General features: G+C 48.3%; 26 protein-coding genes. 14 read left to right on the top strand and 12 right to left on the bottom strand.

Annotation, left to right across the window (positions count from 1 at the left end; translation table 11 throughout):
* Positions 1-36: 36 nt before the first annotated feature.
* On the bottom strand, positions 37-1,002 hold the full coding sequence (gene rsgA, locus BBB58_RS13870) for a ribosome small subunit-dependent GTPase A (protein ID WP_074037737.1): 966 nt from the start codon (positions 1,000-1,002) through the stop codon (positions 37-39).
* A gap of 244 nt (positions 1,003-1,246) precedes the next feature.
* On the opposite strand from rsgA, the gene BBB58_RS13865 reads away from it, so the two are divergent.
* The 7 genes from BBB58_RS13865 (at position 1,247) to BBB58_RS13835 (ending at position 6,285) form a co-directional block, all read left to right on the top strand.
* Positions 1,247-1,636, top strand: coding sequence for a lmo0954 family membrane protein (locus BBB58_RS13865; protein ID WP_074037736.1), 390 nt, complete (start codon positions 1,247-1,249; stop codon positions 1,634-1,636).
* A 22-nt stretch (positions 1,637-1,658) separates the two neighbouring features.
* Positions 1,659-2,303 (top strand): PspA/IM30 family protein, encoded by a 645-nt coding sequence (locus BBB58_RS13860; protein ID WP_074037735.1) that lies wholly within the window; start codon positions 1,659-1,661, stop codon positions 2,301-2,303.
* Positions 2,304-2,381: 78 nt separating this feature from the next.
* Positions 2,382-3,071, top strand: a complete 690-nt coding sequence (gene liaF, locus BBB58_RS13855) for a cell wall-active antibiotics response protein LiaF (protein WP_015880836.1) — start codon at positions 2,382-2,384, stop codon at positions 3,069-3,071.
* On the top strand, positions 3,068-4,090 hold the full coding sequence (locus tag BBB58_RS13850; protein WP_074037734.1) for a sensor histidine kinase: 1,023 nt from the start codon (positions 3,068-3,070) through the stop codon (positions 4,088-4,090). Before liaF ends, BBB58_RS13850 begins: the two co-directional genes overlap by 4 nt.
* A 2-nt stretch (positions 4,091-4,092) precedes the next feature.
* Positions 4,093-4,728: a response regulator gene (locus tag BBB58_RS13845; protein ID WP_015880838.1), complete on the top strand. Its 636-nt coding sequence runs from the start codon at positions 4,093-4,095 to the stop codon at positions 4,726-4,728.
* A complete protein-coding gene (locus BBB58_RS13840) occupies positions 4,725-5,264 on the top strand; it encodes a GNAT family N-acetyltransferase (RefSeq protein WP_015880839.1) in 540 nt (179 codons plus the stop codon). The genes BBB58_RS13845 and BBB58_RS13840 overlap by 4 nt, the downstream gene beginning before the upstream one ends.
* Before the next feature lie 91 nt (positions 5,265-5,355).
* On the top strand, positions 5,356-6,285 hold the full coding sequence (locus tag BBB58_RS13835) for an NADP-dependent oxidoreductase (protein WP_074037733.1): 930 nt from the start codon (positions 5,356-5,358) through the stop codon (positions 6,283-6,285).
* Between the two features lie 81 nt (positions 6,286-6,366).
* Here the strand turns inward: BBB58_RS13835 and BBB58_RS13830 are convergent, their stop codons facing one another.
* The 5 genes from BBB58_RS13830 to BBB58_RS13815 all read right to left on the bottom strand — a co-directional run bounded on the left by BBB58_RS13830 (position 6,367) and on the right by BBB58_RS13815 (position 9,690).
* A complete protein-coding gene (locus BBB58_RS13830; protein WP_074037732.1) occupies positions 6,367-8,265 on the bottom strand; it encodes an ABC-F family ATP-binding cassette domain-containing protein in 1,899 nt (632 codons plus the stop codon).
* A gap of 140 nt (positions 8,266-8,405) precedes the next feature.
* Positions 8,406-8,798 carry a lysophospholipid acyltransferase family protein gene (locus BBB58_RS15520; RefSeq protein WP_276327320.1) on the bottom strand — a complete coding sequence of 131 codons (393 nt, stop codon included), beginning with the start codon at positions 8,796-8,798 and terminating at the stop codon, positions 8,406-8,408.
* 37 nt (positions 8,799-8,835) lie between these two features.
* Complete coding sequence (locus BBB58_RS15515) at positions 8,836-9,021, bottom strand: hypothetical protein (RefSeq protein ID WP_244150757.1); 186 nt, start codon at positions 9,019-9,021, stop codon at positions 8,836-8,838.
* 78 nt (positions 9,022-9,099) lie between these two features.
* A complete protein-coding gene (locus tag BBB58_RS13820) occupies positions 9,100-9,360 on the bottom strand; it encodes a hypothetical protein (RefSeq protein ID WP_015880843.1) in 261 nt (86 codons plus the stop codon).
* A gap of 87 nt (positions 9,361-9,447) precedes the next feature.
* Positions 9,448-9,690, bottom strand: coding sequence for a hypothetical protein (locus tag BBB58_RS13815; RefSeq protein WP_074037731.1), 243 nt, complete (start codon positions 9,688-9,690; stop codon positions 9,448-9,450).
* Positions 9,691-10,260: 570 nt separating this feature from the next.
* On the opposite strand from BBB58_RS13815, the gene BBB58_RS13810 reads away from it, so the two are divergent.
* The 5 genes from BBB58_RS13810 (at position 10,261) to map (ending at position 15,151) form a co-directional block, all read left to right on the top strand.
* Positions 10,261-11,112: a CvfB family protein gene (locus tag BBB58_RS13810; RefSeq protein ID WP_074037730.1), complete on the top strand. Its 852-nt coding sequence runs from the start codon at positions 10,261-10,263 to the stop codon at positions 11,110-11,112.
* 168 nt (positions 11,113-11,280) lie between these two features.
* Positions 11,281-12,810 (top strand): degradosome RNA helicase CshA, encoded by a 1,530-nt coding sequence (cshA, locus tag BBB58_RS13805; RefSeq protein WP_015880846.1) that lies wholly within the window; start codon positions 11,281-11,283, stop codon positions 12,808-12,810.
* A gap of 100 nt (positions 12,811-12,910) precedes the next feature.
* Positions 12,911-13,162 (top strand): hypothetical protein, encoded by a 252-nt coding sequence (locus BBB58_RS13800; RefSeq protein WP_015880847.1) that lies wholly within the window; start codon positions 12,911-12,913, stop codon positions 13,160-13,162.
* Positions 13,163-13,202: 40 nt separating this feature from the next.
* Positions 13,203-14,387 (top strand): EAL-associated domain-containing protein, encoded by a 1,185-nt coding sequence (locus BBB58_RS13795; protein WP_074037729.1) that lies wholly within the window; start codon positions 13,203-13,205, stop codon positions 14,385-14,387.
* 14 nt (positions 14,388-14,401) lie between these two features.
* Positions 14,402-15,151, top strand: coding sequence for a type I methionyl aminopeptidase (gene map, locus BBB58_RS13790; RefSeq protein WP_074037728.1), 750 nt, complete (start codon positions 14,402-14,404; stop codon positions 15,149-15,151).
* 37 nt (positions 15,152-15,188) lie between these two features.
* On the opposite strand, the gene menC is transcribed toward map, so the two are convergent.
* From menC to BBB58_RS13760, 6 genes are read right to left on the bottom strand one after another with little or no spacing between them, the layout of a single operon-like run.
* Positions 15,189-16,259 (bottom strand): o-succinylbenzoate synthase, encoded by a 1,071-nt coding sequence (menC, locus tag BBB58_RS13785; RefSeq protein ID WP_074037727.1) that lies wholly within the window; start codon positions 16,257-16,259, stop codon positions 15,189-15,191.
* Positions 16,256-17,614 (bottom strand): o-succinylbenzoate--CoA ligase, encoded by a 1,359-nt coding sequence (gene menE / locus BBB58_RS13780; RefSeq protein WP_074037726.1) that lies wholly within the window; start codon positions 17,612-17,614, stop codon positions 16,256-16,258. The genes menC and menE overlap by 4 nt, the downstream gene beginning before the upstream one ends.
* Positions 17,615-17,663: 49 nt before the next feature.
* The gene (gene menB / locus BBB58_RS13775) at positions 17,664-18,488 is read right to left on the bottom strand and encodes a 1,4-dihydroxy-2-naphthoyl-CoA synthase (RefSeq protein ID WP_015880852.1); all 825 of its coding nucleotides are present in this window, start codon (positions 18,486-18,488) and stop codon (positions 17,664-17,666) included.
* Position 18,489: 1 nt separating this feature from the next.
* The gene (locus BBB58_RS13770) at positions 18,490-19,269 is read right to left on the bottom strand and encodes an alpha/beta fold hydrolase (protein WP_074037725.1); all 780 of its coding nucleotides are present in this window, start codon (positions 19,267-19,269) and stop codon (positions 18,490-18,492) included.
* On the bottom strand, positions 19,266-20,915 hold the full coding sequence (gene menD / locus BBB58_RS13765) for a 2-succinyl-5-enolpyruvyl-6-hydroxy-3-cyclohexene-1-carboxylic-acid synthase (protein ID WP_074037724.1): 1,650 nt from the start codon (positions 20,913-20,915) through the stop codon (positions 19,266-19,268). Before menD ends, BBB58_RS13770 begins: the two co-directional genes overlap by 4 nt.
* Complete coding sequence (locus tag BBB58_RS13760; RefSeq protein WP_074037723.1) at positions 20,908-22,296, bottom strand: isochorismate synthase; 1,389 nt, start codon at positions 22,294-22,296, stop codon at positions 20,908-20,910. The genes menD and BBB58_RS13760 overlap by 8 nt, the downstream gene beginning before the upstream one ends.
* A gap of 168 nt (positions 22,297-22,464) precedes the next feature.
* Between BBB58_RS13760 and BBB58_RS13755 the strand changes: the two genes are divergently transcribed.
* Both BBB58_RS13755 and BBB58_RS13750 read left to right on the top strand, forming a co-directional pair.
* Positions 22,465-23,364 (top strand): 1,4-dihydroxy-2-naphthoate polyprenyltransferase, encoded by a 900-nt coding sequence (locus BBB58_RS13755; protein ID WP_074037722.1) that lies wholly within the window; start codon positions 22,465-22,467, stop codon positions 23,362-23,364.
* Between the two features lie 36 nt (positions 23,365-23,400).
* Positions 23,401-23,934, top strand: a complete 534-nt coding sequence (locus BBB58_RS13750; protein ID WP_074037968.1) for a beta-class carbonic anhydrase — start codon at positions 23,401-23,403, stop codon at positions 23,932-23,934.
* The last annotated feature ends 14 nt before the right edge of the window (positions 23,935-23,948 follow it).

Below are 23,948 nucleotides of genomic sequence, written 5' to 3'. Positions count from 1 at the left end.
CAAGCGCAGGCCGATGTGGTCTGCGCTTGCTTTACGTTACACTCGCTTTTTCTTCTTTTCTAGGACGCGGGCATGTTCTGCCTGTTTTTTCTCCATATAGAGAAGCTCTCGCTCAAGTTTGACGTAGCTAGCATAGCGTTTCGCATCTAGCGTACCGCTCGTGAGTGCCTCTTGGACGGCACAGCCCGGTTCTTTCTGATGTGAGCAGTCGCGGAAGCGGCATGTCTCGGCAAGTGCTTCGATATCGCGAAACGTCTCATCGAGGTGCTCGCTTCCTTCCCATAGTCCGAATTCTCGCATCCCTGGTGTGTCGATGACGTATAAGTCGTCGATTCGGAACAGTTCGCGGTGTGTCGTCGTATGTTTTCCGCGCTCGTCCTGCGCCCGGACGGCTTGTGTGACGGCAAGTGTCTCGTGGGCGAGGGCGTTCGTCAGCGTAGATTTTCCGACGCCGGACGAACCGACGAAGGCGATCGTGCTCTCACTCGGCAATGCGTGACGAAGTTCAGCCACACCTTTTCCCGTTACAGCACTGACGGGGAATACTTGAATTCCAGGTGCGTTCACTTGAATGTCTTCGAGCAATGTGTCGACGGAGTCGACTTGATCGGTCTTTGTCAAGACGATGATTGGGATTGCCCCGGTGTCCCAAGCGGCTAGCGTATAGCGTTCTAGGCGACGAATGTTGAAGTCGTGTCCACACGCCATCGTAATCAAGACGTAGTCGACGTTCGCGCAGATCAGTTGTTCACGTGTCTCGTTGCCGGCGGCCGCTCGTGAAAGAACGGTCCGACGCTCAAGGAGATGGTGAATCGTACCTTGACCATGCTCGCGAACTTGAATCGTGACATAATCGCCGATGACCGGGTAATCCCGTTCGCTCGTCGCGGCATGTCGAAATTTTCCGGAAACCCCGCACATATAGGCGTTTTCTCCGATTGATACCGTATAAAGATGTTGGAACTGTGCCGTGACACGTCCCGTTTCAGTTTGTTGATTCAAAAAGAATCCTCCTTTTAGTGATGGAGGACGAGAGCCCTCCGATTTGCTGACATTTGGTTACGTGCATGCATCATGTTGCTCATAAAACATCATCCTTTCGTTGTTCGATAGCATTAGTGTACCACAGTTATTGGAAACGGTAACATCTCAGTCTAAAGACCGAGGTGAAACAAGCCTTCCGCTCGTCGACCTATGTCAAATAACGTATTATGATAAGAGTGTACTTAACAAGGAGGGATGACAGATGAATCACCAAGTGAAAAAGGTGTTGTTCATCGTGGCCGCGATCGCTCTAGTGCTCGTGTTGATCGGTTCTTTACCGAATATGATTTTATTCGGATTAGGAGCGCTCTTGACGCTTTGGGCTGGAGTCCGTTTTCAGGCTGTGACACACATCGGTGCTAAAGTTGGTTTCGGGATCCTTGCCGTCATTGGGGTTGGGACGATGCTCTCAAACATTTGGGCGCTCGTCGGAATCATTGTCGCGTGGTTGTTGTTTAAAGGGTATATGATGTATACAAGTGAAAAACGCGACCCGGATGTCGAGATTTTAAATGCAGACGGAACGCGTGCCGGCCGGAGCAGCTTCCAGCAGTTTGATCAAGTGTGGCAAAAATTTGTTAATCGTCGTTGAGATTTCATAAGGAGGATTCACCATGAAGACACCGTTTGATCAGTTTCGTGAATTAGCGAATGAATTGACGAAAGAAATTTCGAAAGAAGTGAAGAAGTACCAGGATAAAGAGATGCCACGTTCAAGTGGAGAAGCGGAATTGAACCGTCATATCCGTGGAGCGGAGAAGGAAGCGTTGTCGGTTGAACGACTCGTGGAACGTCAACGTACATTGCTTGCAGAACTTGCTGAAAAACGTGATGATGCCAAGAAGATGGCAGATAAACGATATGAGCAAACAGAACTGGCGAAACAAGCCGGGGAAGAAAAGTTGGCAGAACGTGCGGCACTCGAATCCAAACACTACGGGGAACAGTACCGTTACTTTGAAGGATTGATTGACGAAGGTGAGCGCGAGTTGGATACATTAGAGCGTCGTGCGCTCGAGATGAAACTCAAACTCGATGAGATGCAAAATAAACGTTATGAGTTTGCGATGCGCGAAAACTTAGACTTGTTAAAAGGGGCACTTGACCAAATCTTTGGTCAAAATACATCTCAGTCGCATCCATTCACTGAGGAAGAAAAGAAAGAACAACCTGCCGAAGAGAAGCAAGACACGCAGGAAGATGAAGATGATTTTGAAGCAAAATTGAAAGAACTGGAGCGTCGCTTTAAACAAGAGTGAGGCGATGGTTCGGCGATGACCTGAACAAGGTCATCGCTTTCTTTGCTTCATACATATGAACAGAAAGGGGGAATGGACATGGAACGTTGGAACACACGTCAAATCATTGGATTTATGATTATCTTATTTTCAGTCGGACTCTTCATCGATATCGTGACGGGTGGGAATAGCGTCTTATTCAGCATGATCCTCCCGTTGCTTCTCCTCTACATCGGTCGACGGTTCAGTCGTCGGGGGAAGCAGTCTGCTAGCTATATTTTTTACGCAATTGGGGGAATCCTCTTGATTGGCTTGATTTTCTCATCTGCGGCATTCGGATTCGTGCTCTCCGGACTCCTCCTGTTATTCGGCTATCGACTCTATAAGAATCGACCGGTCGAATCGAAAATCCGGACACCCCTTCGTCAAGAACAAGCCTTCTCATTTGGGATGAAGGAATCGGGGCACTATGTGTTACGTGATACGAATGAGTTCTTTTTACTACGGGACGTTGAGATGGATTTGTCACAAGCCATCATTCCGGAAGGAGAGACGTTCTTACTCCTCAATGGACTTGCGGGAGACATTCGAATTCTCATTCCTGCGGGGTATGACTATTCGATTGACGCATCGATCGGGTTCGGTAAAGTGCAGGTCGATGACTCGAACTATTCGCCGGTTTTCAATCGTCGCTTCTATACAGCGTCTGATGATTATGTCCAGGCTACACGAAAAGTCCGGATTCATATCGTGCTCATGAGCGGAAGTGTCGAGGTGATGACGGTATGAAAAAAGATTCTTATCCACGAACGGTCGTCTGGCATCAACTGTTTAGTAGCTTGTTGACGGCTTTCTTGATTACTGTAGCGTTTCTCATAGGTGACTCGACTTCATTGAGCGATTTATTTTCGCGTGAAGAAGGGTTGCCTTTCGGTGTGTCCATTCTAGTGATTGCCGTCTTGATCGGAAGTATCTTTGGCGTCGGTTCGTATTTTTATTTGCGCCGAGACTTTCGGGAAGTCGCCAATGCCCTTTGGAAACTGGAGAACCAAAAAGACATCACCTTCCGCCCGATGTCCCCATACCGAGATACACTCGAACGAATCGTCCGCGTATCGAAACAACGCCAAGAAATGGTCGAGATGGCGAAGCGAGTCGGTGAGCGTCCCGTCAGTGTGGAAGAGGCGCGGAGTGAGGCCGTCGTCGAAGAAAGACGTCGCGTCGCACGAGAACTTCATGATTCGGTGAGTCAACAGCTTTATGCCATCTCGATGATGACGACAGCGGTCAAACAGACGATGCAGACGAAACCAGAACTCGCGAGTAAACAAATGGAACAAGTCGAGCTCATGGCGCAGACCGCACAGGCAGAGATGCGTTCGTTGCTGTTACAACTTCGGCCGGTCGAACTAGAAGGCATGACACTAAAGACGGGAATCGAACGCTTGTTAGAAGAACTGTCTCGTAAACAATCGACCGAGCTCGTCTGGCGTTTAGAGGAAGTGAAGCTCTCCCGGCACACTGAAAATGAACTGTTTCGGATTGTTCAGGAAGCGATTAGTAACACGTTACGACACGCCAAAGCGACTCGTTTAGAAATCGAGATGCGAACCGTGCAACAGACGGTCATCTTAAAGATTAACGATGACGGAATCGGATTTAATGTGGACGATACACAAGTCGCCTCATATGGATTACAATCGATAAGAGAGCGTACGGCAGAAGTCGGTGGAACGTTGCGATTGGTCAGTGTGCCGAATGTAGGGACACAAATTGAAGTACGTGTGAAACAACAAGTGGAGGGGTAATGATGATTCGAGTTGTATTAATTGATGATCATGAAATGGTTCGGGCGGGCGTATCTGCCTTTTTATCCACACAACCGGACATCGAAGTCGTCGGCGAAGCATCGGACGGAGCAACGGGAGCCGAGCTTGCGATTGCGGAGAAGCCGGACGTTGTCCTTATGGACTTGGTGATGGAGCCCGTTGACGGAGTCGAATCGACGAAACGAATTAAAGCAAGTTGGAAAGAAGCGAAGATTTTGGTCGTGACGAGTTTCTTGGATGATGAGAAAGTGTATCCCGTCATCGAAGCCGGTGCGATGAGCTATGTCCTCAAGACAGCGAATGCAAATGAAATCGCAGATGCGATTCGTCAAACCGCTGCCGGCAATCCGGTCATGGCCGCCCAGGTAACAGGAAAGATGCTCGAACGACTGCGTCATCCGGAAATGACACTTCATGAGAGTCTCACTGCCCGTGAACGAGAAATCTTGCAACTGATGGCGGAAGGCAAGTCGAATCAAGTGATTGCGGACGAATTGTTCATCTCACTCAAAACAGTGAAGACACACGTGTCGAACATCTTGACGAAGCTTGACGTCTATGACCGGACCCAGGCAGTCGTCTATGCGTTCCAACATAACTTGGTCAGTAAAGGATGAACCGTCTCCCTGTGATTGAAACGGAGCGCCTCCGACTGCGACCTCTCCAAATGGAGGACGGTCCGCACGTATTCGCCATCTTTTCAGATGAACACGTGCTACGCCACTACGGAATGGAGCCACATCGGACGTTAGAAGAAACGGAACAGATGCTGACGCATATGCTCGCACAAATCGAAACAGGTGCGATCATCCGTTTTGCCATCGAGCATCGCGAATCAAAAGCGTTAATCGGGACAATCGGGTTTCACAATCGGGCACCGTCGCATCGGCGTGCCGAGATCGGTTATGAACTCAAACCGGAGTATTGGCGTTCGGGTTATGCGACCGAAGCCCTTCACGCGGCGCTTCAGTTTGCCGTGACGTGTGAAATTGAACGGGTCGGTGCCATCGTCTATGTCGAGAATCTTGCATCCCAACGCATGTTGGAGAAGAATGGATTCTTTCAAGAAGGTCGACTACATAACTATATGCGTCAGCGTGGACAATCTCATGATGTGTATGTCTATAGCTATATGACCCATCAGTCAGTCTGAGCACACCGTTTCTACGGTGTGCTTTTTTCGTTTGTAAGAGAAATAAAATGGGAACCAACTAGAAGTGAGTCAATCAAAGGAGGATGATGAGATGAAAGCAGCATATATCGAACAGTATGGCGGATCGGATGAGTTTAAAGTAGGGGAACTTGAACAACCGGCAATCGGTGCAGATGACGTATTAATTGAAGTTCATGCCGCAAGCGTCAATCCGGTCGATTGGAAGCTCCGTGAAGGATACTTGAAAGAAATGCTCCATTACGAGATGCCGCTCGTTATCGGGTGGGATGTATCGGGTGTCATCAAAGAAGTTGGGGCGAATGTGACCGAATTGAAGGTTGGAGATGAAGTGTTTAGCCGACCAGAAATTGCGCGCCAAGGCACATATGCCGAGTACGTCGCAGTCGATTCCCATCTTGTCGTCAAAAAACCAGCTTCGCTTAGTTTTGAGGAGGCCGCTTCACTGCCGCTCGTCGCGCATACGGCATGGCAAGTCATGTTCGAAGTGATGGATGCCAAACCGGGTGATCGAATCTTCATCGGAGCCGGTTCAGGTGGTGTCGGAACGGTAGCCATCCAGCTCGCGAAAGCACACGGTTTGTATGTCGTCACATCGACAAGCACGCCGAACATAGATTGGGTCAAAAAACTTGGAGCCGACGAGGTCATCGACTATAAACAACAAGACCCGGCAGATACTGTCCGCGATATTGATTTCGTATTCGATACGATGGGGGGCGACGGGCAGAGCAAACTCTACCAAATGCTTAAAGAGAATGGGATGCTCGTCTCCATCTCCACACCACCAAATGAAGAGGAAGCCAAACAGGCGAAGGTCCGTGCCGAGTACGTCTTCATGCAACCAACGGGGGAGCGTTTGAAAAAAATTGCGGAAGCTGTTGAAAAAGGCGAACTGAAACCTGTGATTGACCGGGTCTTTGATTTAGAAGATACGAAACTTGCTCATGACTATGGAGAAGAAGGGCATGCCAAAGGCAAAATCATCATCAAAGTGAAATAATCAAAAGAGATGGATTTCCGGAACAAATATCGGAAATCCATCTCTTGTTCATTTCATTTGATAGGCTACCTTATGTGGAGGTCAGCCTTTTTTCTGTGCTTTTATTTGTTCATCGATTTCTGATAGGTAGGTCCAACGTTCCATCTTCGCATCGAGTGTTTCTTTCAGTTCTGCAATCGTCGCATACAACTCATTGACTTTACCAAGGTCACTGCCCGCTGATGCAAGCGTCGCTTCCTGCGCTTCAATCTGTTCTTCAAGTGCGGCGATGTCTTCTTCGATCGTGTCCCATTCCTTCTGTTCTTTGAAGGTGAATTTCACGACTTCCGACTTCACGCGTTCCTTTTTCTCTTTAGGTTCTTTCTCTTTCTTCACTTGACGAACCTCTTCTTGACGCATGGCCAAATAGTCACTATATTCTGCGTGATACACCTGGATGACCCCATCTTCGAAAGCGATCAACTGTCCGGCGATCCGGTCTAAGAAATAGCGGTCGTGACTGACGGCGATGACTGTACCTGGGAAGGACTCCAAATAGTCTTCTAAAACAGACAACGTTTCCGTGTCCAAATCGTTCGTCGGTTCATCAAGGAATAAGACGTTCGGTTCATCCATGAGAATTCGAAGCAGGACGAGACGCCGTTTTTCGCCACCAGATAGCTTCGCAATTGGTTTATATTGCGCGTCCGGTGAGAAAAGGAAACGTTCGAGCATTTGCCCCGCCGTGATGACCTCGCCGTCCGGCGTGTGGATGACTTTGGCGATGCGTTCGATCTCATCGATGACCCGTCGTGACTCGTCTTCAAATTCGACTTGTTGTCCGTAGTAGCCTAAATGAACGGTTTCTCCGTGCACAATCGTACCGTTTGTCGGTTCTAGGCGCTTGGCGAGCAAGTTCATGAGCGTTGATTTCCCACTCCCGTTCGGGCCGACGATCCCGTAGCGTTCACGGCGACCGAAAATCCAATTGAACTGCCGAATGAGAAGGGAGTCATCGTATCCGAAAGATAAATCTTCGACTTCGATGACCTTTTTACCAAGTCGGCGAGATCCGACCGAGACGTCGAGCGTCTCGTCTTCCGCTAAGCTCTCTTGATGTTTCAAGTCTTCGACACGTTGAATGCGTGCCTTTTGTTTGGTTGTCCGGGCTTTCGCGCCACGACGCAACCAAGCGAGTTCGCGACGTAATATATTTTGTCGTTTCTGTTCCATCGATTGTGCCCGAGCTTTTCGCTCGGCACGCTTCTCGAGAAAGAGTTCATAGTTCCCGTTATAGAAGTAACTCGTTCCATCCGCAATCTCCAAAATGTGATTCGTGACACGATTCAAGAAATAGCGGTCGTGGGTGATGAGCAGGATCGCTCCCCGGTAATCGGCAAGCATCGTTTCGAGCCATGCGATTGTATCGGCATCCAGTTCGTTCGTCGGCTCATCTAAGAGCAATAAGTCCGCTTCATCGAGTAACGCTGCGGCGAGCGCGACTCGCTTTTGTTGCCCCCCAGACAAGGCGTTCACATCGATTGACACGTCAGGAAGACCGAGCCGGTTTAAAATCGACTTCAGTTTTGCTTCCGTTTCCCAAGCGTCTGCGGCATCGACGGCCTGTTGGGCTTTCATGAAGCGTTCAAGTAACTGCTCACTTGTCGGGTTCGCTTCGAGTGCTTGTCTAGCGCGCTCGAACTGTTTCAACGCTTGAACGGAAGGAGTATCACTTGTGAATAAAGCGTCAAGGATCGTTTGTCCTTCGTCGAATTGAACCGTTTGAGTCAAGTAGCGAATCCGATAATCGTTCGGATGTTGCATCGTGCCTCGATCTGCTGTCTCGGTACCGGCGATGATTTTCATGAACGTCGATTTCCCCGAACCGTTCACGCCGATAATCCCGATACGGTCTCCGGGATGGATTGTCATCGTCACATCATCAAATAAGACTTTGTCGGCAAACTCTTTATGAATGCCTTCAATCATTAATAAACTCATGCGTTCTCTCCTTCAAGCTGTTGACGAATGGCCGCCTCGACCGTTGCTGCGATTTCCTTGTTCGGCAAATCAGCCGGATCAATCGCAGGTAGGAACGTGACATCGACCGTTGCCGGGGTGATTCGATTTTTGGCTTCTAATTATCTATAACTGCCTTGAATCGCGACTGGAACGATTTTCGCACCACTTGAGGTGGCGAGCGTCAAACTTCCGGCTTTAAACTCCTTCATCGGTCCACCTTTTGAGCGTGTGCCTTCTGGGAAGACAATCATTGATTGACCGGATTGAATTGTTTCGACGCCGGAACGAATGGCTTGAATCGATTGACGACGGTCACTCCGGTCGATGAAGATACACCCCATCAATTCCATCCAACGTGGAATAATCGGGAATTTTTGAACCTCGATTTTCGAGATAAACGCTTTCGGTCGTTTCGTGGCGGTCAACATAATCGGGACATCGAAGTTTCCTTGGTGGTTCGACACGTAGACGACGGGTTCATCCGGAATCTGGTCTTGACCGTGGACACGGATGTTTGCACCCGCAATCTTCAGTAGAAACTGTGCCCATTTATAAGCGATATCTTGTACGTAACGGTAACGCTTTGGCGTTTCGATTTTTTTCGCCTTCTGTAAAAACGGGACGGTGATCGGTAATACGGCAAAAAATGAGAAAAACCATATTTTTTTTTAAAAACGGGACGGTGATCGGTAATACGGCAAAAAATGAGAAAAACCATACAGCTGTTCGAATCATTCTATTCTCTCCTCTCATGATGACAACAAGAAAGAGTCTTCTTCTCTTGACGAGAATCCGACCCTTCGGCATGAATCCTTATTCCCAAAAGCGAGAATCGCTCTCTTCTTCCTCTTCTTCGAGCTCGAACGTAATGCGTTTATTCACAGGATCGACGACGAAATAGGCGCCGTCTTGCTCGATACTTTTGATTTGCATGGCCTGATCACTTCCGATTTCGAGAGTGAGACGGATTCGGTTGTCATCATCGACAAGCAAAATACCGTCCTCTTTTAACCAAAGCTCCATGACAGGTGAATAACGAAGTAGCCATTCATTCGATAACGGGATTTCATTCATACGGTTATGTGCCTCCTGCGATTATAAATCCATTGTACGATGTCTGTTCCTACATAGGATACCAAATGTGGCGAGGGAAGACGAGCGTTATGTAGAGCGTTTTCGAGTCGTGGAGTGCATTCTGTCGACGACTCGTTTGATCCGTTTCTGGTTCCGTCTTTCTACAAAATACTCATTTGCCTGCATGAAGAGTTGTTTGAAGGAAGAGAGTCCCATCGCAATTAGAACGGCAAATAAAAATGTTCCGATTGGATCTTTGTACAATTCGGTCTGGAACAAAAAAGCAAGTCCTACGATTGATAAAATGGACGTGAGAAAATAAAAAATCATAGCGGAGTCTCCTTTTCTTAAAGGTATGAAAGAAAAAGGCATGGTCTTTTAATCGTATTCGACTTTTTGAAGGGAAATCCTGTTATGTATTGCAAAGAAAAAAACGCCTTCAGTGGGCTGAATGGCGTTTACTCTTGAGTCATGTAAGTCGAGGATGACGATACATTCGTGTCGACACCGTTTGAGAAAATAAAACTGAGAGATGCGAGTAATGCGAAAAAGGCGACAAGCAATCCTTTTGTAAAACGCTTTGCAAAAGAACGAGACTGTATATCAAACATTTATTATCCCCCGATCAATCCTAAATGAAACCTTATCTATACTGGACACTTCCTATATAATAACGTTTTCAAAAAAAGGATACTAGCAGAAAAAAACACGTTCACAAAATTGTCACAAAATTTTAATAAATCATGTAAGTTCTGTAAACAATCATGATTTCAACAGTCTCAAAACACGTTCACATTTTCGACACATTTATTCAAAATGTTGAAAGAGAACATGATATGATTAGGAACGTGTGTAGATAGGTATACTGACAGTAATAGCTTAGAAAAGGATGTGGGTGTAATGGCATTGCGCGCAGGAGAAGTAGTAGATTTAGTCGCGGAACGTTCTGCTGATTTTGGAGTATTCATTAGTAACGGCCGCGAAGAGGTGCTCCTTCACCGTAAAGAACAAACAGAAGAAGTGACAATCGGTCAAACGGTTCGTGTCTTCTTATATCATGATTCAGAAGGACGTCTCGCATCAACGATGACGATTCCGACCGTTTCATTTGATGAGTATGAATGGTTTGAAGTGACTGGCGTTCGGTATAACACAGGGGTCTTCGTGAATATCGGAATTCAAAAGGACGTTCTCGTTTCGATGGATGACTTACCGGAGAACCGATCATATTGGCCACAAACGGGCGATCAATTGTGTATTCGATTGAAGTATGACCAAAAAGGACGTTTGCTTGGGGACCCTGCACCATATGCGTTCTTGAACTTGTTGGCACGACCGTCGAAAGAAGAATGGAACAACCAGGACGTGCAGGCCATCGTCGTCAATAAACGCGAAGTGGGCGTCAACGTATGGGTCGAAGGGGAATCACTCGGTTTCTTGCATGAGGCTGAGATGACGCGTTGGCCACGTCTCGGAGAACAGTTGACCGTCCGTGTGACGCAGGTCAAACAAGACGGTACGGTCCTCGTTTCGATGAAGCCACGTGCCTATGAGGCGATTGATGGTGATGCGGCGAGCATCCTCTCGTATATTGAAGAACGTGGTGGCCAAATGCCATACGGTGATAAGACATCACCTGACGTCATCGACCGTGAATTCGGAATGAGTAAAGCAGCATTTAAACGAGCGCTTGGAAAACTGTTGAAAGACAAGCAAGTTGAAAAGCTCGACAACGGCTATAAATTGAAATAAGATAACTCATGTTCAGGTGACATGAAAGTTTAAAAATGTATTTCTTTCATTTTAGGAAGAAATACGTTATAGTTAATAAAGTTGACTATGAGGAAACATTGAGAAAACGTCTGTAGATCTGTCAAACTGAACTCAGACGTTTTTTGTATGAACAAAGGAGAATATAATTTGACAAAATTTCAAGACTTACAATTAAGTGAAGCATTAGTAAAAGGTGTACACAAAATGGGCTTCGAGGAAGCTACACCGATCCAAGCTGAGACAATTCCTGTCGCACTCACGGGAGTGGACGTATTAGGACAAGCACAAACAGGTACAGGGAAAACAGCAGCTTTCGGTATTCCGACAATTGAGCGAATCGATTCAAAGGCGCGTCAAGTCCAAGCACTCGTTCTTGCACCGACACGTGAACTTGCGATTCAAGTTGCAGAAGAATTAAACAAAATCGGTGAAACGAAGCGCGTATACGCACTTCCAGTATACGGTGGTCAACAAATCGACCGTCAGATCCGTGGTTTGAAAAAGAACCCGCAAATTGTCGTAGCGACACCAGGACGTCTCATGGACCACATGAAACGTAAGACAATCAAACTCGATGACATTCAAACAGTCATCTTGGATGAAGCAGATGAAATGCTCAATATGGGCTTCGTTGAAGATATCGAAACGATTTTGGCTGGTCTTCCTGAAGAGCGCCAAACGCTTCTCTTCTCAGCGACAATGCCACCACAAATCAAAAAGATTGCTGAGCGCTTCATGAAGTCGCCGACAATCATCAAAGTGAAAGCGAAAGAAATGACAGTTGAGAACATCAACCAACAATTCCTCGAATTGCGTGAAGGTCAAAAATTCGATACACTTTGCCGTTTGATCGACATCGATTCACCAGAACTCAGCATCATCTTCGCTCGTACGAAGAAACGTGTAGATGAAGTGACAGAAGCCCTCATCAAACGCGGATACACTGCAGACGGTCTTCACGGAGACTTAACGCAATCGAAACGTGACCAAGTCATTCGTCGTTTCAAAAACGGAACAATCGATATCTTGGTAGCGACTGACGTAGCTGCACGTGGACTTGATATTTCAGGTGTCACACACGTTTACAACTTCGATGTACCACAAGACCCAGAGAGCTACGTACACCGCATTGGTCGTACAGGCCGTGCAGGTAAGACAGGTACAGCCCTCACGTTCATCACGCCACGTGAATTTGGACAAGTGAAGGCAATCGAGCGTGTGACAAACAAGAAGATGAACCGTCGTCACGTACCGACAATCGCGGAAGTACTTGAAGGAAATCAAAAGCAAGCAGCTGAAGAGTTGATCGAACGCGTTCAAGCGGGCGACTTCAAAGCTTACACGCAACTTGCGACAGAGCTTCTTGAAGAGTACGAAGCAGTTGAAATTCTCGCTGCTGCCCTTCGTGGATTGACGAAAGAGCCAGATTCAACACCTGTTGAAATCTCGTACGCTGAACCAGTTCGTGTGAAACGCCAAGGTGGCCGTGGTGGCGATCGCGGTGGATACCGTGGTCGTAACGACCGTCGTGGCGGTGGCGGTGGCCGTGGTGGCGATCGTCGTGGTGGACGCGGTGGCGAACGTCGTGATGGACGCAGTGGAGACCGTAAAGGATCATTCCGTGGTGACGATCGTCGTCGCTCGGATGACCGTGGTCCACGCCGTCCGCGTGACTAATCATCGTGAAATGCCGCATTTCCCTAAGTGGATTTGCGGCATTTTTTATTGTGTCGTGCTACACTAGTTGAGTAGAGATAGAAGGATGAGGTGTCAACGGATGGTGGAATTAAGTTTCGGTCTCCTTGTGCTGCTTGGTTGTGTAATCGCACTCAAACCAATCGTGTCAAAGACAGACCGTCCTAACTTTCGTTATATCCCCGTGGCGACATTGTTATTTGGAGCGATGATTTTTTTAGTGTTAGCCATTGGAGTAGGCGGAAAGATGGGCATTGCATATGGCGTGGTGAGTATCGCCTATTTTATTGCTTGTTTCGGTGCCTATATGTATGTACACACGCGAACGAGCTGATTGTAGCTCGTTTTCGCATTTAACGAAGAGGTGATGAATTGTGGATGCGGTAGAAGTGATGGTCCATCCTGAAGAAGTGATGGTGACGTATGAACCAATCCTTGGAGCGGCGACGTTTCAAGTGGAAGGATATATGGTACATGGACGATTCCGAGGCGAATCATTGACACCGTTTTTTTATGATGATGACGTTCCCCTCGAGTATCAATTAGACATCGCCCAACGAATGGAGCAACTCGCGGCAGCGCAACTTCGTGACGTCAAACCATTCGTCACGTTCAGATGCCGGTCGGAATGGATTCTCGAAGAAGGGGGAGAAGCCTTTTTAGCCCCACTACGCGAATTGAATTTTCCGTTACACCGTATTTATGTGACCTTACAAGGGACGGACTTAGTCGACGTCCCGCGATTGTCACGTGTCATTCAATACTATCGGTCCTATGGATTGAAAATTGCATTAGACTTTGCCGAATCCACGAGTATCGAAGACATCATGACGCTTGCGCCAGAATTATTGCTCGTCGACCTTGGCACGATGGTCGAGAAAAAGACGTTATCGGTCACCTATCCGAACATGCTTCAGACGATGGAGTATATTGCTTCGAAGCTTGGTGCACCGCTTCTTTACAAATCCATCAACCACATCGGACAGCTTCGTTACGCGTGGCAGCACGGTGGTCGGTATTACATGGGTGGCCTACTAGGCTTGGAAGATGAGATTCCCCAACGAGAAATCAAAGGTATGGGTGTGTTGGCACAAGAAGTGCCTTCCTTCTTTTTACATGACCAGAAACGATTGAATCGCTTGTACGAGCTTGAATTTGAGTTACATCGCCGCATTGGTGAACTAGTTCAATCCGGAAAATGGTCGAGAGACAAGAAAGACGAGTGGATTCAATTCATCGCCCCAAAACTGGAAGAGGTGTTTGTTCGTTATTATATAACGGATAAGACAGGTTTCCAGACGAGTGCGAACGTTTACTGCGTGAATGGAGAATGGCGTGTCGATAATACGTATCGAGGCTATAACTGGAGTTTCCGACCGTATTTCATTCAGACGATGGCGGCGATGGATGTTCGAGGGCGTGGCTATTTATCGGGAGACTATCGTGATTTCAGTTCAAACGAAGTGACGCGAACCTTTAGCTATCCGTTACCGGACGGCATGTTCTTATTTGCCGACATATCCGAGGAGTATTTATATCAAAACCGATTATTGGATTGAAAGGAAGATGGACGATGCTAGATTATGATTACGATGCACTGCGCGAAATCGGGCGAATCGTCGCACTTGCGCGAGATGAGATGGCGAAAGCCGTCAAGCCCGGTATGACGACAAAAGAATTAGATGCGATCGGGCAACGTATTTTAGAAGATGAAGGTGCAGCTTCTGCACCGATTACGATGTACGAATTTCCAGGTTACACATGTATCTCGCTCAATGACGTTGCTGCCCATGGTATTCCGGGAGATGAAGTCATTCAAGAGGGCGATATCGTCAATGTCGACGTCTCCGCTGTGAAGGATGGATATTATGCCGATACGGGACGTACAGTGATTGCGGGGGCGGCGAAGTCACCCCAGCACGAACGTTTGGTCGAAGTATCCTTGACTTCATTAGAAGCGGGACTCAGCAAGGTCAAGGCGGGTGTGAAAGTCAATCAGATCGGGAAAGCAATTTACGCTGACGCGAGAAAGAATGGATTCACGGTCATCCGAAACTTGGCCGGACACGGTCTCGGTCGGACATTGCACGGGGAGCCAGAGACGATCTCGAACTATTATAGTCGAGAAGAAAATCAGTTATTAAAAGCCGGGCAAGTGATTGCTGTTGAGACGTTCATCTCGACAAAGGATGAAATCGTCTATCAATCGGAAGAGGATGGTTGGACGCTCTTTACTCCGAACAAGAGTCTTGTTTCGCAGTTCGAGCATACAGTTGTTGTCACAGAAGATGGATATGAAGTGTTAACGGGATCGTTCCGTTAACGTAAAAAAGGTGTGGTTCTCGTGAACCGCACCTTTTTTACGTTTGCAATGTAATCACTTCTTCGCGTAACCGTTCAATCACATTCCAATCTGGTTGTACGGAATCCGGAAGAGTCAATTTTCCATTCTCCACTTCAAGCGGGGTATCGAGTAAATCTTGCTCGAAATAAGCGCTCGTGCCTGACATGTCCGCGGGGAAGCTCGCGCCGCTTAACGAAGCAAACAAGAGTGTATGATATCTTCCGATACCGGATTCATACATGCCACCGACCCAGTATGGCGTTCCGTGTTTTCGAATGTGGAGCGCCTCGCTAAGCCCACCGACACGTGCGGGTTTAATGTTAACAATCTTCCCCGCACCGAGTTGTGCCATCGTATCCACGTCGTCATAAGACGTGATGGATTCGTCGAGACAAATGGGGGTCGTGAGTTTTGCTTGGAGAGCCGCTGATTTTGTGAATTGTCGGCTTGGGTACGGTTGTTCGATCATCAATAACCGATGGGCATCGAGTTGTTCGAACCATTCCATCGGTTGATCGGACGCACTTCCGTTTAAATCAATCATGAGAGGCGCGTCAGAGAAGACCGCGCGAATCTCACGTAGGGCAGGAACCAGTTCATTAGGAGATGCCTTTAATTTGATGCGTTCGAATCCGTCAGCTAATGCCGTCTCGATGGATTTCATCGTTTGATTCAGTAACCCAATCCCGATTGTTCGTCCGCAGGAAACGGAATCTCCGGCGCTCATGAATGACTTGAGTGATTTGTTCGCGCGCGTTGCTTCAATCTCCCAGAGTGCACTTTCCCACATCGCCTTTGCCATGTGCTGACCGATGATGGACGAGACCAAGTTCGGAAACACGTCCGTTGTGACCGTCATCCCTTTCAGTAAATTGAGAATTAGTTTAGACGTATCGATCATGGATTGGGTCGTTTCTTCCGTATACCAAGGTGTTTCGAAAGCGGCACCTTCTCCGTATCCGATGACACCGTCTACGGTCTCTAGACGGAGGATAAGCGTTCTTCGGACAGATAAGACGGCGTGTGCCGTCACAATCGGGTGTTTAAACGTCAAAGGGACGATGGAAAGCTCAGCACGTTTGATCATGACAGTAGCTCCTTTAAGCGATGGCGCATTAATTTTCCGTTCGCGTTTCGTGGTAAATTCGGTGCGTAGTGGATGGCGATCGGGTGCTTATATTTAGCCAACTGTGAGTCGAGAACATGCTGCATCTCGGCTGGATCATAGGAGCCGACGACGAAGGCGATCGGGACTTCTCCCCAAGTCGGATGCGACTGTTTCGTGACGCCGACGTCTTGAACACCGGCACAGCGTAACATGGCGGCTTCGATTTCAGCCGGATAAACATTTTCACCACCTGAAAGAATAAGGTCGGTTCGGCGATCGTGTACATATAAATAGCCATCCCTCATCGTGCCGAGGTCACCCGTTCGCCAATAACCATCGGGTGTCCAAGCATCTGATTCAGGTTGTTCGAAGTATCCCTTCGTCACAGTTGGTCCCTTTACTTCGATTTCTCCGTCTGAATTAATTCGAATACTTGTTGGGGCGATTGCCTGACCACTCGAACCGATATGCGAGAGCGCTTCGCTCGGGAGCAGCGTGGCGACTTGAGAACACGTCTCGGTCATCCCGTATGTCTGAGCAATCGGTAACTTGCGTCGTTCTGCTTCTTCTAGTAATGAGCGCGGGACGGGTCCGCCTCCGACGAGTAACGTGCGAAGTCGGTGCTTTTTCAGGCCAGCATCGAGCAATCGTTGCAGCATAATTGAGACGAGTGATAGCTGGGTGATGCCTTCTGTCTCGATGACGTGAAGTGTTCGATCGACATCGAATCGTGGCTCGACATAGAGCGTCGAACCGATGATGGCACTCCGATACACTTGAGACAGTCCACTCATGTGAAAGAGCGGGGTCACCGCGAGCATCCGGTCTGATGGACGATAGTCTAAATGCGCTTCAGCGGCTCGGGCACTAGCGAGGTGATTCCCGTACGTCTGTTGCACCGCTTTGGCTCGACCCGTCGTTCCGGACGTAAACATGAGAGACATGGTTTCATCTTCATTCCACTCATGGGTCACGGTGAAACATGAAGTGGTCCGGCGTGTGATCAGGAGTTGGGTGATAGACAAATCGATTTCTACGTCAACGAGAAGGAGGTCCACTTTTGCTGTTTGTAGCTGAGTACGCACTTCCTCTTCGGTCAGCCGTGTATTCAACGGAACAAGCACTTTTCCGAGCAGATGTACTGCATGAACGGCAATGACATAGTCTTTGCTGTTTTTAGCGAATATGCCAATTCGTTTGGCAGTGGGTGTCTGTTCATGGATGAACTGGGCAAGTTGAAGGCTTTCCGTGCGTAGCATTGCCCATGTCAATCGATCGTCAGCTGTCACAAGGGCGAGATGTGACGCTGGGTGTTTCCGAATCCATTCATACATAGCTGTCACCTCCAAAAAAAGAGTAGCGAAATCGCTACTCTCTCAACAATTAAGGGAAACGTGGGAATTGACCGAAGTCAGGGTCACGTTTTTCTTTGAACGCATCGCGTCCTTCTTTTGCTTCATCTGTCGTGTAGTAGAGAAGCGTTGCGTCTCCAGCGAGTTGCTGAAGTCCGGCAAGACCATCTGTATCTGCGTTCATTGCTGCTTTCAAGAAGCGAAGCGCTGTAGGTGAGTGTTGTAAGATTTCTTGGCACCACTTGATCGTTTCTGCTTCGAGTTGATCGAGTGGGACCACCGTGTTGACGAGTCCCATGTCGAGTGCTTCTTGTGCATCGTATTGACGGCAAAGGTACCAGATTTCACGAGCTTTCTTATGGCCGATGATCCGTGCCAAGTATCCAGAACCGTATCCTGCATCGAACGAACCGACTTTAGGACCTGTTTGTCCGAAGCGAGCATTGTCCGCTGCAATCGTCAAGTCACAGACGACATGAAGAACGTGTCCTCCGCCGATTGCGAAACCTGCGACCATGGCGATGACCGGTTTTGGAATGACACGAATCAAGCGCTGAAGGTCGAGGACGTTCAAGCGTGGGATTTCATCTTCCCCGACATAGCCGCCATGTCCACGAACTTTTTGGTCCCCACCTGAACAGAATGCCTTTTCGCCTTCACCTGTCAAGATGATGACGCCGACTTCTTTATCGTCGCGCGCGCGAGCGAATGCATCAATCAATTCATTGACCGTCAACGGACGGAATGCATTGCGCACTTCGGGACGGTTGATGGTGATTTTGGCAATCCCGTTCCACGTTTCATATTTAATGTCTTCATACGTCCGGACCGATGTCCAGTTCGCTACTGATTCCATTTTAAATACCCCCTAAAATCAATTTCTTTATTATTGTACCAAACTCTGATGCATTCTCGATATGAGGAGCATGCCCTGCGTTTGAAATTTCATAGATTTTAATATCTGGTCGCTCTTCCTGCATGTGTCTTGCGATGGCTTTGAACTTGAGATCGTCTGACCCGACAATCAAGTCGGTACGGGGGAGACGCTGCAATGTGCCCCATAAGGACGGCATATGTCCCGTACCGATTGACCGCAAACTGTTTGCGAGGGCATTCGGGTGTTGGGCGAGCCGATCTTTTCGGAGTGAACGTTTCATGTCTTCCGTCTGTCGCCAAAGCGGAAGGTTCTCCCAACGATTCACGAATGCAGCGATACCCTTGGTTTCAATCAAGTGAGCCAATTCTGCATCTTGGCGGCGGCGTGCGGCTCGTTCCTTAGAAGTGAGCAGACCGGGGGTCGTGCTGATCCCGATGACGTGTTCGACACGCTCGTCGCATGCGGCGAGTGTCAATGCGATTCTCCCACCGAGTGAATAGCCGACGACTGTCCAAGGTCGGTCGTCCGTATCCAGTAAGCGGGACAAATCTTTAACTTGCTGACTCATTGTCGAACGATTGACTGAAGGGCGCTCCGTTGCGCCATGTTGGAGGAGCGACGGTGACACAAGACGAATCGGTAATGCAGGGAGCGAATCGACCCAATGGGCGTTTCCGGTGAATCCGTGTAAAAATAATACCGGTTTTCCCTCACCGCGATGAATCACTTCATAACGTACGCCACGTAAATCGATGTTCATGATTCGTTCTCCGTGATGAGGCGAGCGCAGACAGATTGTGTCCAACCTCGATGGATCGTCACATTCTCCTCACGATTCGATGGGAATTCGATTAAATGAACGCCATCTTCAATCGCTTCTTGAATTTCATCCGGTCGTTCAATTAGACGATACGATAAGCCATATGTGTCAGCGAATCCACGGATATTTAAATCAAGCGGTGTGCCGAACAGATCTTCGAACAACTGTGTGTCGACAGAAGCCTGCGGGAGGAAGGAAAATATCCCTCCACCGTTATTGTTAGCAATCACGACGGAAAATTTTCCAGGATGATGCTTTAACAGTTGCAAGGCGTTGCTATCATGATAGAACGCTAAATCACCAATCAATAAAGCGCCGTGAGACGTATCATAACTGCTTCCGAGTGCAGTGGATAACACACCATCAATTCCGTTTGCGCCTCGATTGGCGAGAACGTGGATGTTCGTGCCAGCAGACAGTGATGTATCTATATCTCGAATCGGCATGCTATTACTGACGAATAGACGCTCAATCGATGTATCGAGCAATCGTTTCGTCAATTCCGCTTCACCTTGAAGTGACGATTTTGCAGACTCGGCAACCTCTTCAAAAAAGCGTAAACGTTCAAGGTATCGAGGTTCGTTTACGGATGCGATGAGCGGTAGAAAATCGAGTGCGTCGCCGTAACAGATCGTGGCACGGCTACTTGGGTCGCGATAAGATCCCGGTTCATCGATGACGAGTTGGTCCGCCATGGCCATCCATTGATTGAAGCGTTTCGAAACAGGTGCAGCCCCGAAACGGACGAACACCTCAGGCAGCCAATCGGTCCGATGCTCACTTGCGAGCCACGTGTCATAGTTGGTCAAGACGCCGTCGAAACGTCGCATGCCGCTGAGAGGATCGGCGAAAATCGGGATCTGTCGCTCGGAAGCAAATTCAACGATGGATTTCTGCCAAGATGTCGGGGTGTAAGGTCCGACGACGAAGGCGAGTTGTTTGTGACTCGTCCGTTCTGAGAAAATGTCTTTATCCGCCTGTGTCGGCCGGATACGCTGTCGTTCTGGCAAGACAGGGTCAGCCTTCAATATCTGTTTCAATGACTCGATATCCGGAAGCAGTGGTTCTCGGAACGGCACATTCAAATGAACGGGTCCCATCGGTGCTTGCATCGACAGATTCGTGAAACGGGTAATCGTTTGTTGCATAAACGATAACGTCGCCTCCTCTGGAACGGGCAAATCAACGCTTGTCTTCACTTGTTCCCCGTAGAGGCGGACTTGATTGATTGCTTGTGGAGCCCCGACATTACGCAGTTCATAGGGACGATCGGTCGTCAGTACGACAAGTGGCAACTGCGATATGAACGCTTCTGTCACAGCCGAATAGTAGTTTGTTGCCGCCGTTCCACTTGTGCAAATCAATGCGACCGGGCGAATTGTTTCGGACGTACGGGTCAGTCCAAGAGCAAAAAATCCGGCAGATCGTTCATCGACGATGATGTGATGACGAATCTGAGGATGAAGATATGCCGCTACAGCGAGCGGAGTCGAGCGGGATCCTGGGCTGATGACTACGTCTTTTACACCGGACGCAACAAGCCGATTTACCATGGATGCGACCCAATCGGTCAAAACCTTATTCATCTAGGGTGCCTCCTTGATCGTGTAAATCAAACTGTAAAGCTTGTTTGATTGGACTCATTTTTATTTCTGTTTCTTCGAGCTCTTGCTCGAGTGCAGAGTCTTTCACAATCCCACATCCAGCATACAGTGCGACGAATTGGTGTTGAACGAGTGCAGAGCGGATTGCCACGACAAACTCGCCGTCGCCTTCATTGTCTACCCAACCAAACGGAGAACCGTACCACCCGCGGTCGAATCGCTCGATTTCACGAAGCAATCGGACCGATGTCCGCTTCGGAGAGCCGCCGAGTGCTGGCGTTGGATGTAGCGATTCCGCAAGTGACAGCAAGGAAGCATTTGTTTCGAGTGTCGCTTGAATTGGGGTGTGTAGATGGAACACCGAGCGATTTGCCAAAATTTGCGGAGTATCTCGTGTTTGAATCGGTGCAGTATAGGGTGTCAACGCCTGCTTGATGTCTTTCACGACAATTTGATGCTCCTCACGATTTTTTGAATCGTTTAGGAGTTTCTCTTTCGCAATTTCTGCCTCGATCTCGGTTTTCGGACGCTTGATTGTCCCGGCGATGGCAGCCGTGTTCAGTTGCATGCCTTCTTTTTGAATCAATCGTTCAGGAGTCGCCCCAAAGAAACCAGTGTCACGTTTTGGTTGATACAAATAGATGTAACTAGATTCTTGATGATCTGCTAAATGCTTCAAACTTTTTGAGAAGGGGAACGCATCATCGGAACGCTGATAAATTTCTTCGCGGGCAATCACGATTTTTTCAACTCGTTCTTCTTCAATCAACTGTTTAGCCTGTTGGAAACTGGACTTGAAGTGATCGACCCCATCTTTCACTTTTGTATAAGACGGCGTCGCTTCTTCCGTCGGACGAAGTGAACTGAACTGGGCCAACTGATCTGCCAATTGAATCAAATACTGTTCGACCGACTGCTTCGAAGAGACGAGAGTGGCCACTGTCAACGTGTGTCGGTCTTTATAGCGACGGTATAAAAATTTTGGGACGACGAGTGATGCCTCCCCAAAGGCATCCCACATACTTTTTTGTGGTCGCATAAACGTGTCGAATGAAAAACCGGCGAACGCGTGGATTGTCGCATCGACATCTCGTCGGTGAAGACTCCAATCGTATTGAAGTCGCTGAAATCGTTCGGGTCCAGAAGCGCTCAAGACGAGTGCATCCCCGCAACCTAGCATTTCGAGCGTCCGGTCTGGTGTCATGAAATAATAATGGGACGTATCGGTGTTCTGGATGATTTGAAAAGCATCGAACGCCGAGATTTCCCATGTGTATGATGCGAGGACAGGCCGTTGCCAAGCTCGAGCCCGTTTATGGGCCTGCTCAATTCGCTGTTTTATATGTGTTTGAGTATCTGGCATAAAAGAAAAGCCTCCTCAATCCGATAGAATTCTCAATCTTTAGTGTATCATGAGTTCGCAATACACCTGCCTATGAAATGCTCGGGAAATGATCAAGAATCTAGGATAATGGGCTGGCGTTGACAGATTTTTTCATCGAGACGTAAACTAACGAAGGGAGGGAACGAAATGAAACAGAAATCGAAAGGGGCATATTGGCGAATGATTCGCCCGCATACCCTGACCGCAAGCTTTATTCCGGTCTTGCTCGGGACGTTCATCGTCCTCGATCAAACCGAACTCAAGTGGGGACTTTTCCTTGCCATGTTAGTGGCATCTGTCCTTATTCAAATCGCGACGAACTTATTTAACGAGTATTATGACTACAAGCGTGGTCTTGATCATGAGGGGTCCATCGGAATCGGAGGCTCCATCGTACGTGATGGATTTACACCACAGCAAGTATTAGCGATTGCGCTCGGCATGTATACGATTGCGGCACTACTCGGGCTCTACATTGCGGCATCCACAAGCTGGCATTTGCTTTGGATCGGCGCCTTGTCTATGCTTGTTGGCTACTTATATACTGGAGGGCCGCTACCGATTGCCTATACGCCGTTTGGTGAAATTGTCGCTGGGCTATTCATGGGATATGTCATCATCGGGATTGCCGGCTTTATCCAAATCAATACGGTGATTACGGAGTTGCTACTCGTGTCGTTCCCGATGGCCTTATTGATAGGGGCAATCTTACTTGCGAATAACATCCGTGATTTAGATAACGATAAAAAGAATGGCCGAAAAACGATTGCGTGTCTGGTCGGTCATCGACGTGCGGTGTATGTATTGGCAGCGTTCTTTATCGCGGCATTAGTCGGCATCATCGTCGCCGTCATGTTTTATGGCGTCACTCCATGGGTCTTGCTGTCACTCTTAACGGTGCCGGTCATGATCCGGGCGATTCAACGGTTTTGGCAGAAGGCAGAACCGGCCGCGTTGATGCCTGCCATGGCGATGACAGCGAAAGTCAATACGCTGTTCGGGGCGTGGATGGTCGTCGGACTCATCGTTTCAAGATTTGTGTTGTAAAAAAGAGGAGGCGTTAACGTGTCAGTCGTAAAAGAAATGCTTGAATTCAATAAACGTTTCGTAGAGGAAAAACAGTACGAACCGTTCGTATCTGATAAATTCCCGGATAAAAAAATCGTCATTTTGACGTGTATGGATACACGTTTGACGGAACTATTACCTCAAGCGCTAGGACTTAAGAACGGAGACGCTAAAATCATTAAAAATGCGGGTGCGGTCTTGTCGCATCCATTCGGTTCGGCCATGCGATCGATTTTGGTCGCACTCTATGCGCTAGGAGCAGAAGAAGTTGTCGTTGTCGGACATTACGATTGTGGGATGGCGGCGATTGAACCGACTGTCGTCATCGAAGAGATGGAGCGTCGTGGAATCGACCCGCAAACGTTGAAGACGCTAAAGTCTTCAGGAATGGATTTGGAGCAGTGGCTACATGGATTTGATTCAGTTGAAGAGAACGTCGTTCATTCTGTTAACCTGATTAATAACCATCCACTGTTACCACCAGGAACGAATGTACACGGCTTCGTGATTGACCCGGCGACGGGACGTCTTGATCCGATTGAAGCATAAGAAAGGAGCGCGTT

The organism is Exiguobacterium profundum (assembly GCF_001909285.1).
In the GTDB taxonomy this organism is placed as follows: domain Bacteria; phylum Bacillota; class Bacilli; order Exiguobacteriales; family Exiguobacteriaceae; genus Exiguobacterium; species Exiguobacterium profundum.
This window is presented reverse-complemented; position numbering and strand designations above follow the sequence as displayed.

Excerpts from the sequence above, each read along its gene's own strand:
- BBB58_RS13865 (WP_074037736.1), top strand. The coding sequence starts at position 1,247 with ATGAATCACCAAGTGAAAAAGGTGTTGTTCATCGTGGCCGCGATCGCT.
- BBB58_RS13860 (WP_074037735.1), top strand. The coding sequence starts at position 1,659 with ATGAAGACACCGTTTGATCAGTTTCGTGAATTAGCGAATGAATTGACG.
- liaF (WP_015880836.1), top strand. The coding sequence starts at position 2,382 with ATGGAACGTTGGAACACACGTCAAATCATTGGATTTATGATTATCTTA.
- BBB58_RS13850 (WP_074037734.1), top strand. The coding sequence starts at position 3,068 with ATGAAAAAAGATTCTTATCCACGAACGGTCGTCTGGCATCAACTGTTT.
- BBB58_RS13845 (WP_015880838.1), top strand. The coding sequence starts at position 4,093 with ATGATTCGAGTTGTATTAATTGATGATCATGAAATGGTTCGGGCGGGC.
- BBB58_RS13840 (WP_015880839.1), top strand. The coding sequence starts at position 4,725 with ATGAACCGTCTCCCTGTGATTGAAACGGAGCGCCTCCGACTGCGACCT.
- BBB58_RS13835 (WP_074037733.1), top strand. The coding sequence starts at position 5,356 with ATGAAAGCAGCATATATCGAACAGTATGGCGGATCGGATGAGTTTAAA.
- BBB58_RS13830 (WP_074037732.1), bottom strand. The coding sequence starts at position 8,265 with ATGAGTTTATTAATGATTGAAGGCATTCATAAAGAGTTTGCCGACAAA.
- BBB58_RS15515 (WP_244150757.1), bottom strand. The coding sequence starts at position 9,021 with ATGATTCGAACAGCTGTATGGTTTTTCTCATTTTTTGCCGTATTACCG.
- BBB58_RS13820 (WP_015880843.1), bottom strand. The coding sequence starts at position 9,360 with ATGAATGAAATCCCGTTATCGAATGAATGGCTACTTCGTTATTCACCT.
- BBB58_RS13815 (WP_074037731.1), bottom strand. The coding sequence starts at position 9,690 with ATGATTTTTTATTTTCTCACGTCCATTTTATCAATCGTAGGACTTGCT.
- BBB58_RS13810 (WP_074037730.1), top strand. The coding sequence starts at position 10,261 with ATGGCATTGCGCGCAGGAGAAGTAGTAGATTTAGTCGCGGAACGTTCT.
- BBB58_RS13800 (WP_015880847.1), top strand. The coding sequence starts at position 12,911 with ATGGTGGAATTAAGTTTCGGTCTCCTTGTGCTGCTTGGTTGTGTAATC.
- map (WP_074037728.1), top strand. The coding sequence starts at position 14,402 with ATGCTAGATTATGATTACGATGCACTGCGCGAAATCGGGCGAATCGTC.
- menC (WP_074037727.1), bottom strand. The coding sequence starts at position 16,259 with ATGATCAAACGTGCTGAGCTTTCCATCGTCCCTTTGACGTTTAAACAC.
- menE (WP_074037726.1), bottom strand. The coding sequence starts at position 17,614 with ATGTATGAATGGATTCGGAAACACCCAGCGTCACATCTCGCCCTTGTG.
- menB (WP_015880852.1), bottom strand. The coding sequence starts at position 18,488 with ATGGAATCAGTAGCGAACTGGACATCGGTCCGGACGTATGAAGACATT.
- BBB58_RS13770 (WP_074037725.1), bottom strand. The coding sequence starts at position 19,269 with ATGAACATCGATTTACGTGGCGTACGTTATGAAGTGATTCATCGCGGT.
- menD (WP_074037724.1), bottom strand. The coding sequence starts at position 20,915 with ATGAATAAGGTTTTGACCGATTGGGTCGCATCCATGGTAAATCGGCTT.
- BBB58_RS13760 (WP_074037723.1), bottom strand. The coding sequence starts at position 22,296 with ATGCCAGATACTCAAACACATATAAAACAGCGAATTGAGCAGGCCCAT.
- BBB58_RS13755 (WP_074037722.1), top strand. The coding sequence starts at position 22,465 with ATGAAACAGAAATCGAAAGGGGCATATTGGCGAATGATTCGCCCGCAT.
- BBB58_RS13750 (WP_074037968.1), top strand. The coding sequence starts at position 23,401 with ATGCTTGAATTCAATAAACGTTTCGTAGAGGAAAAACAGTACGAACCG.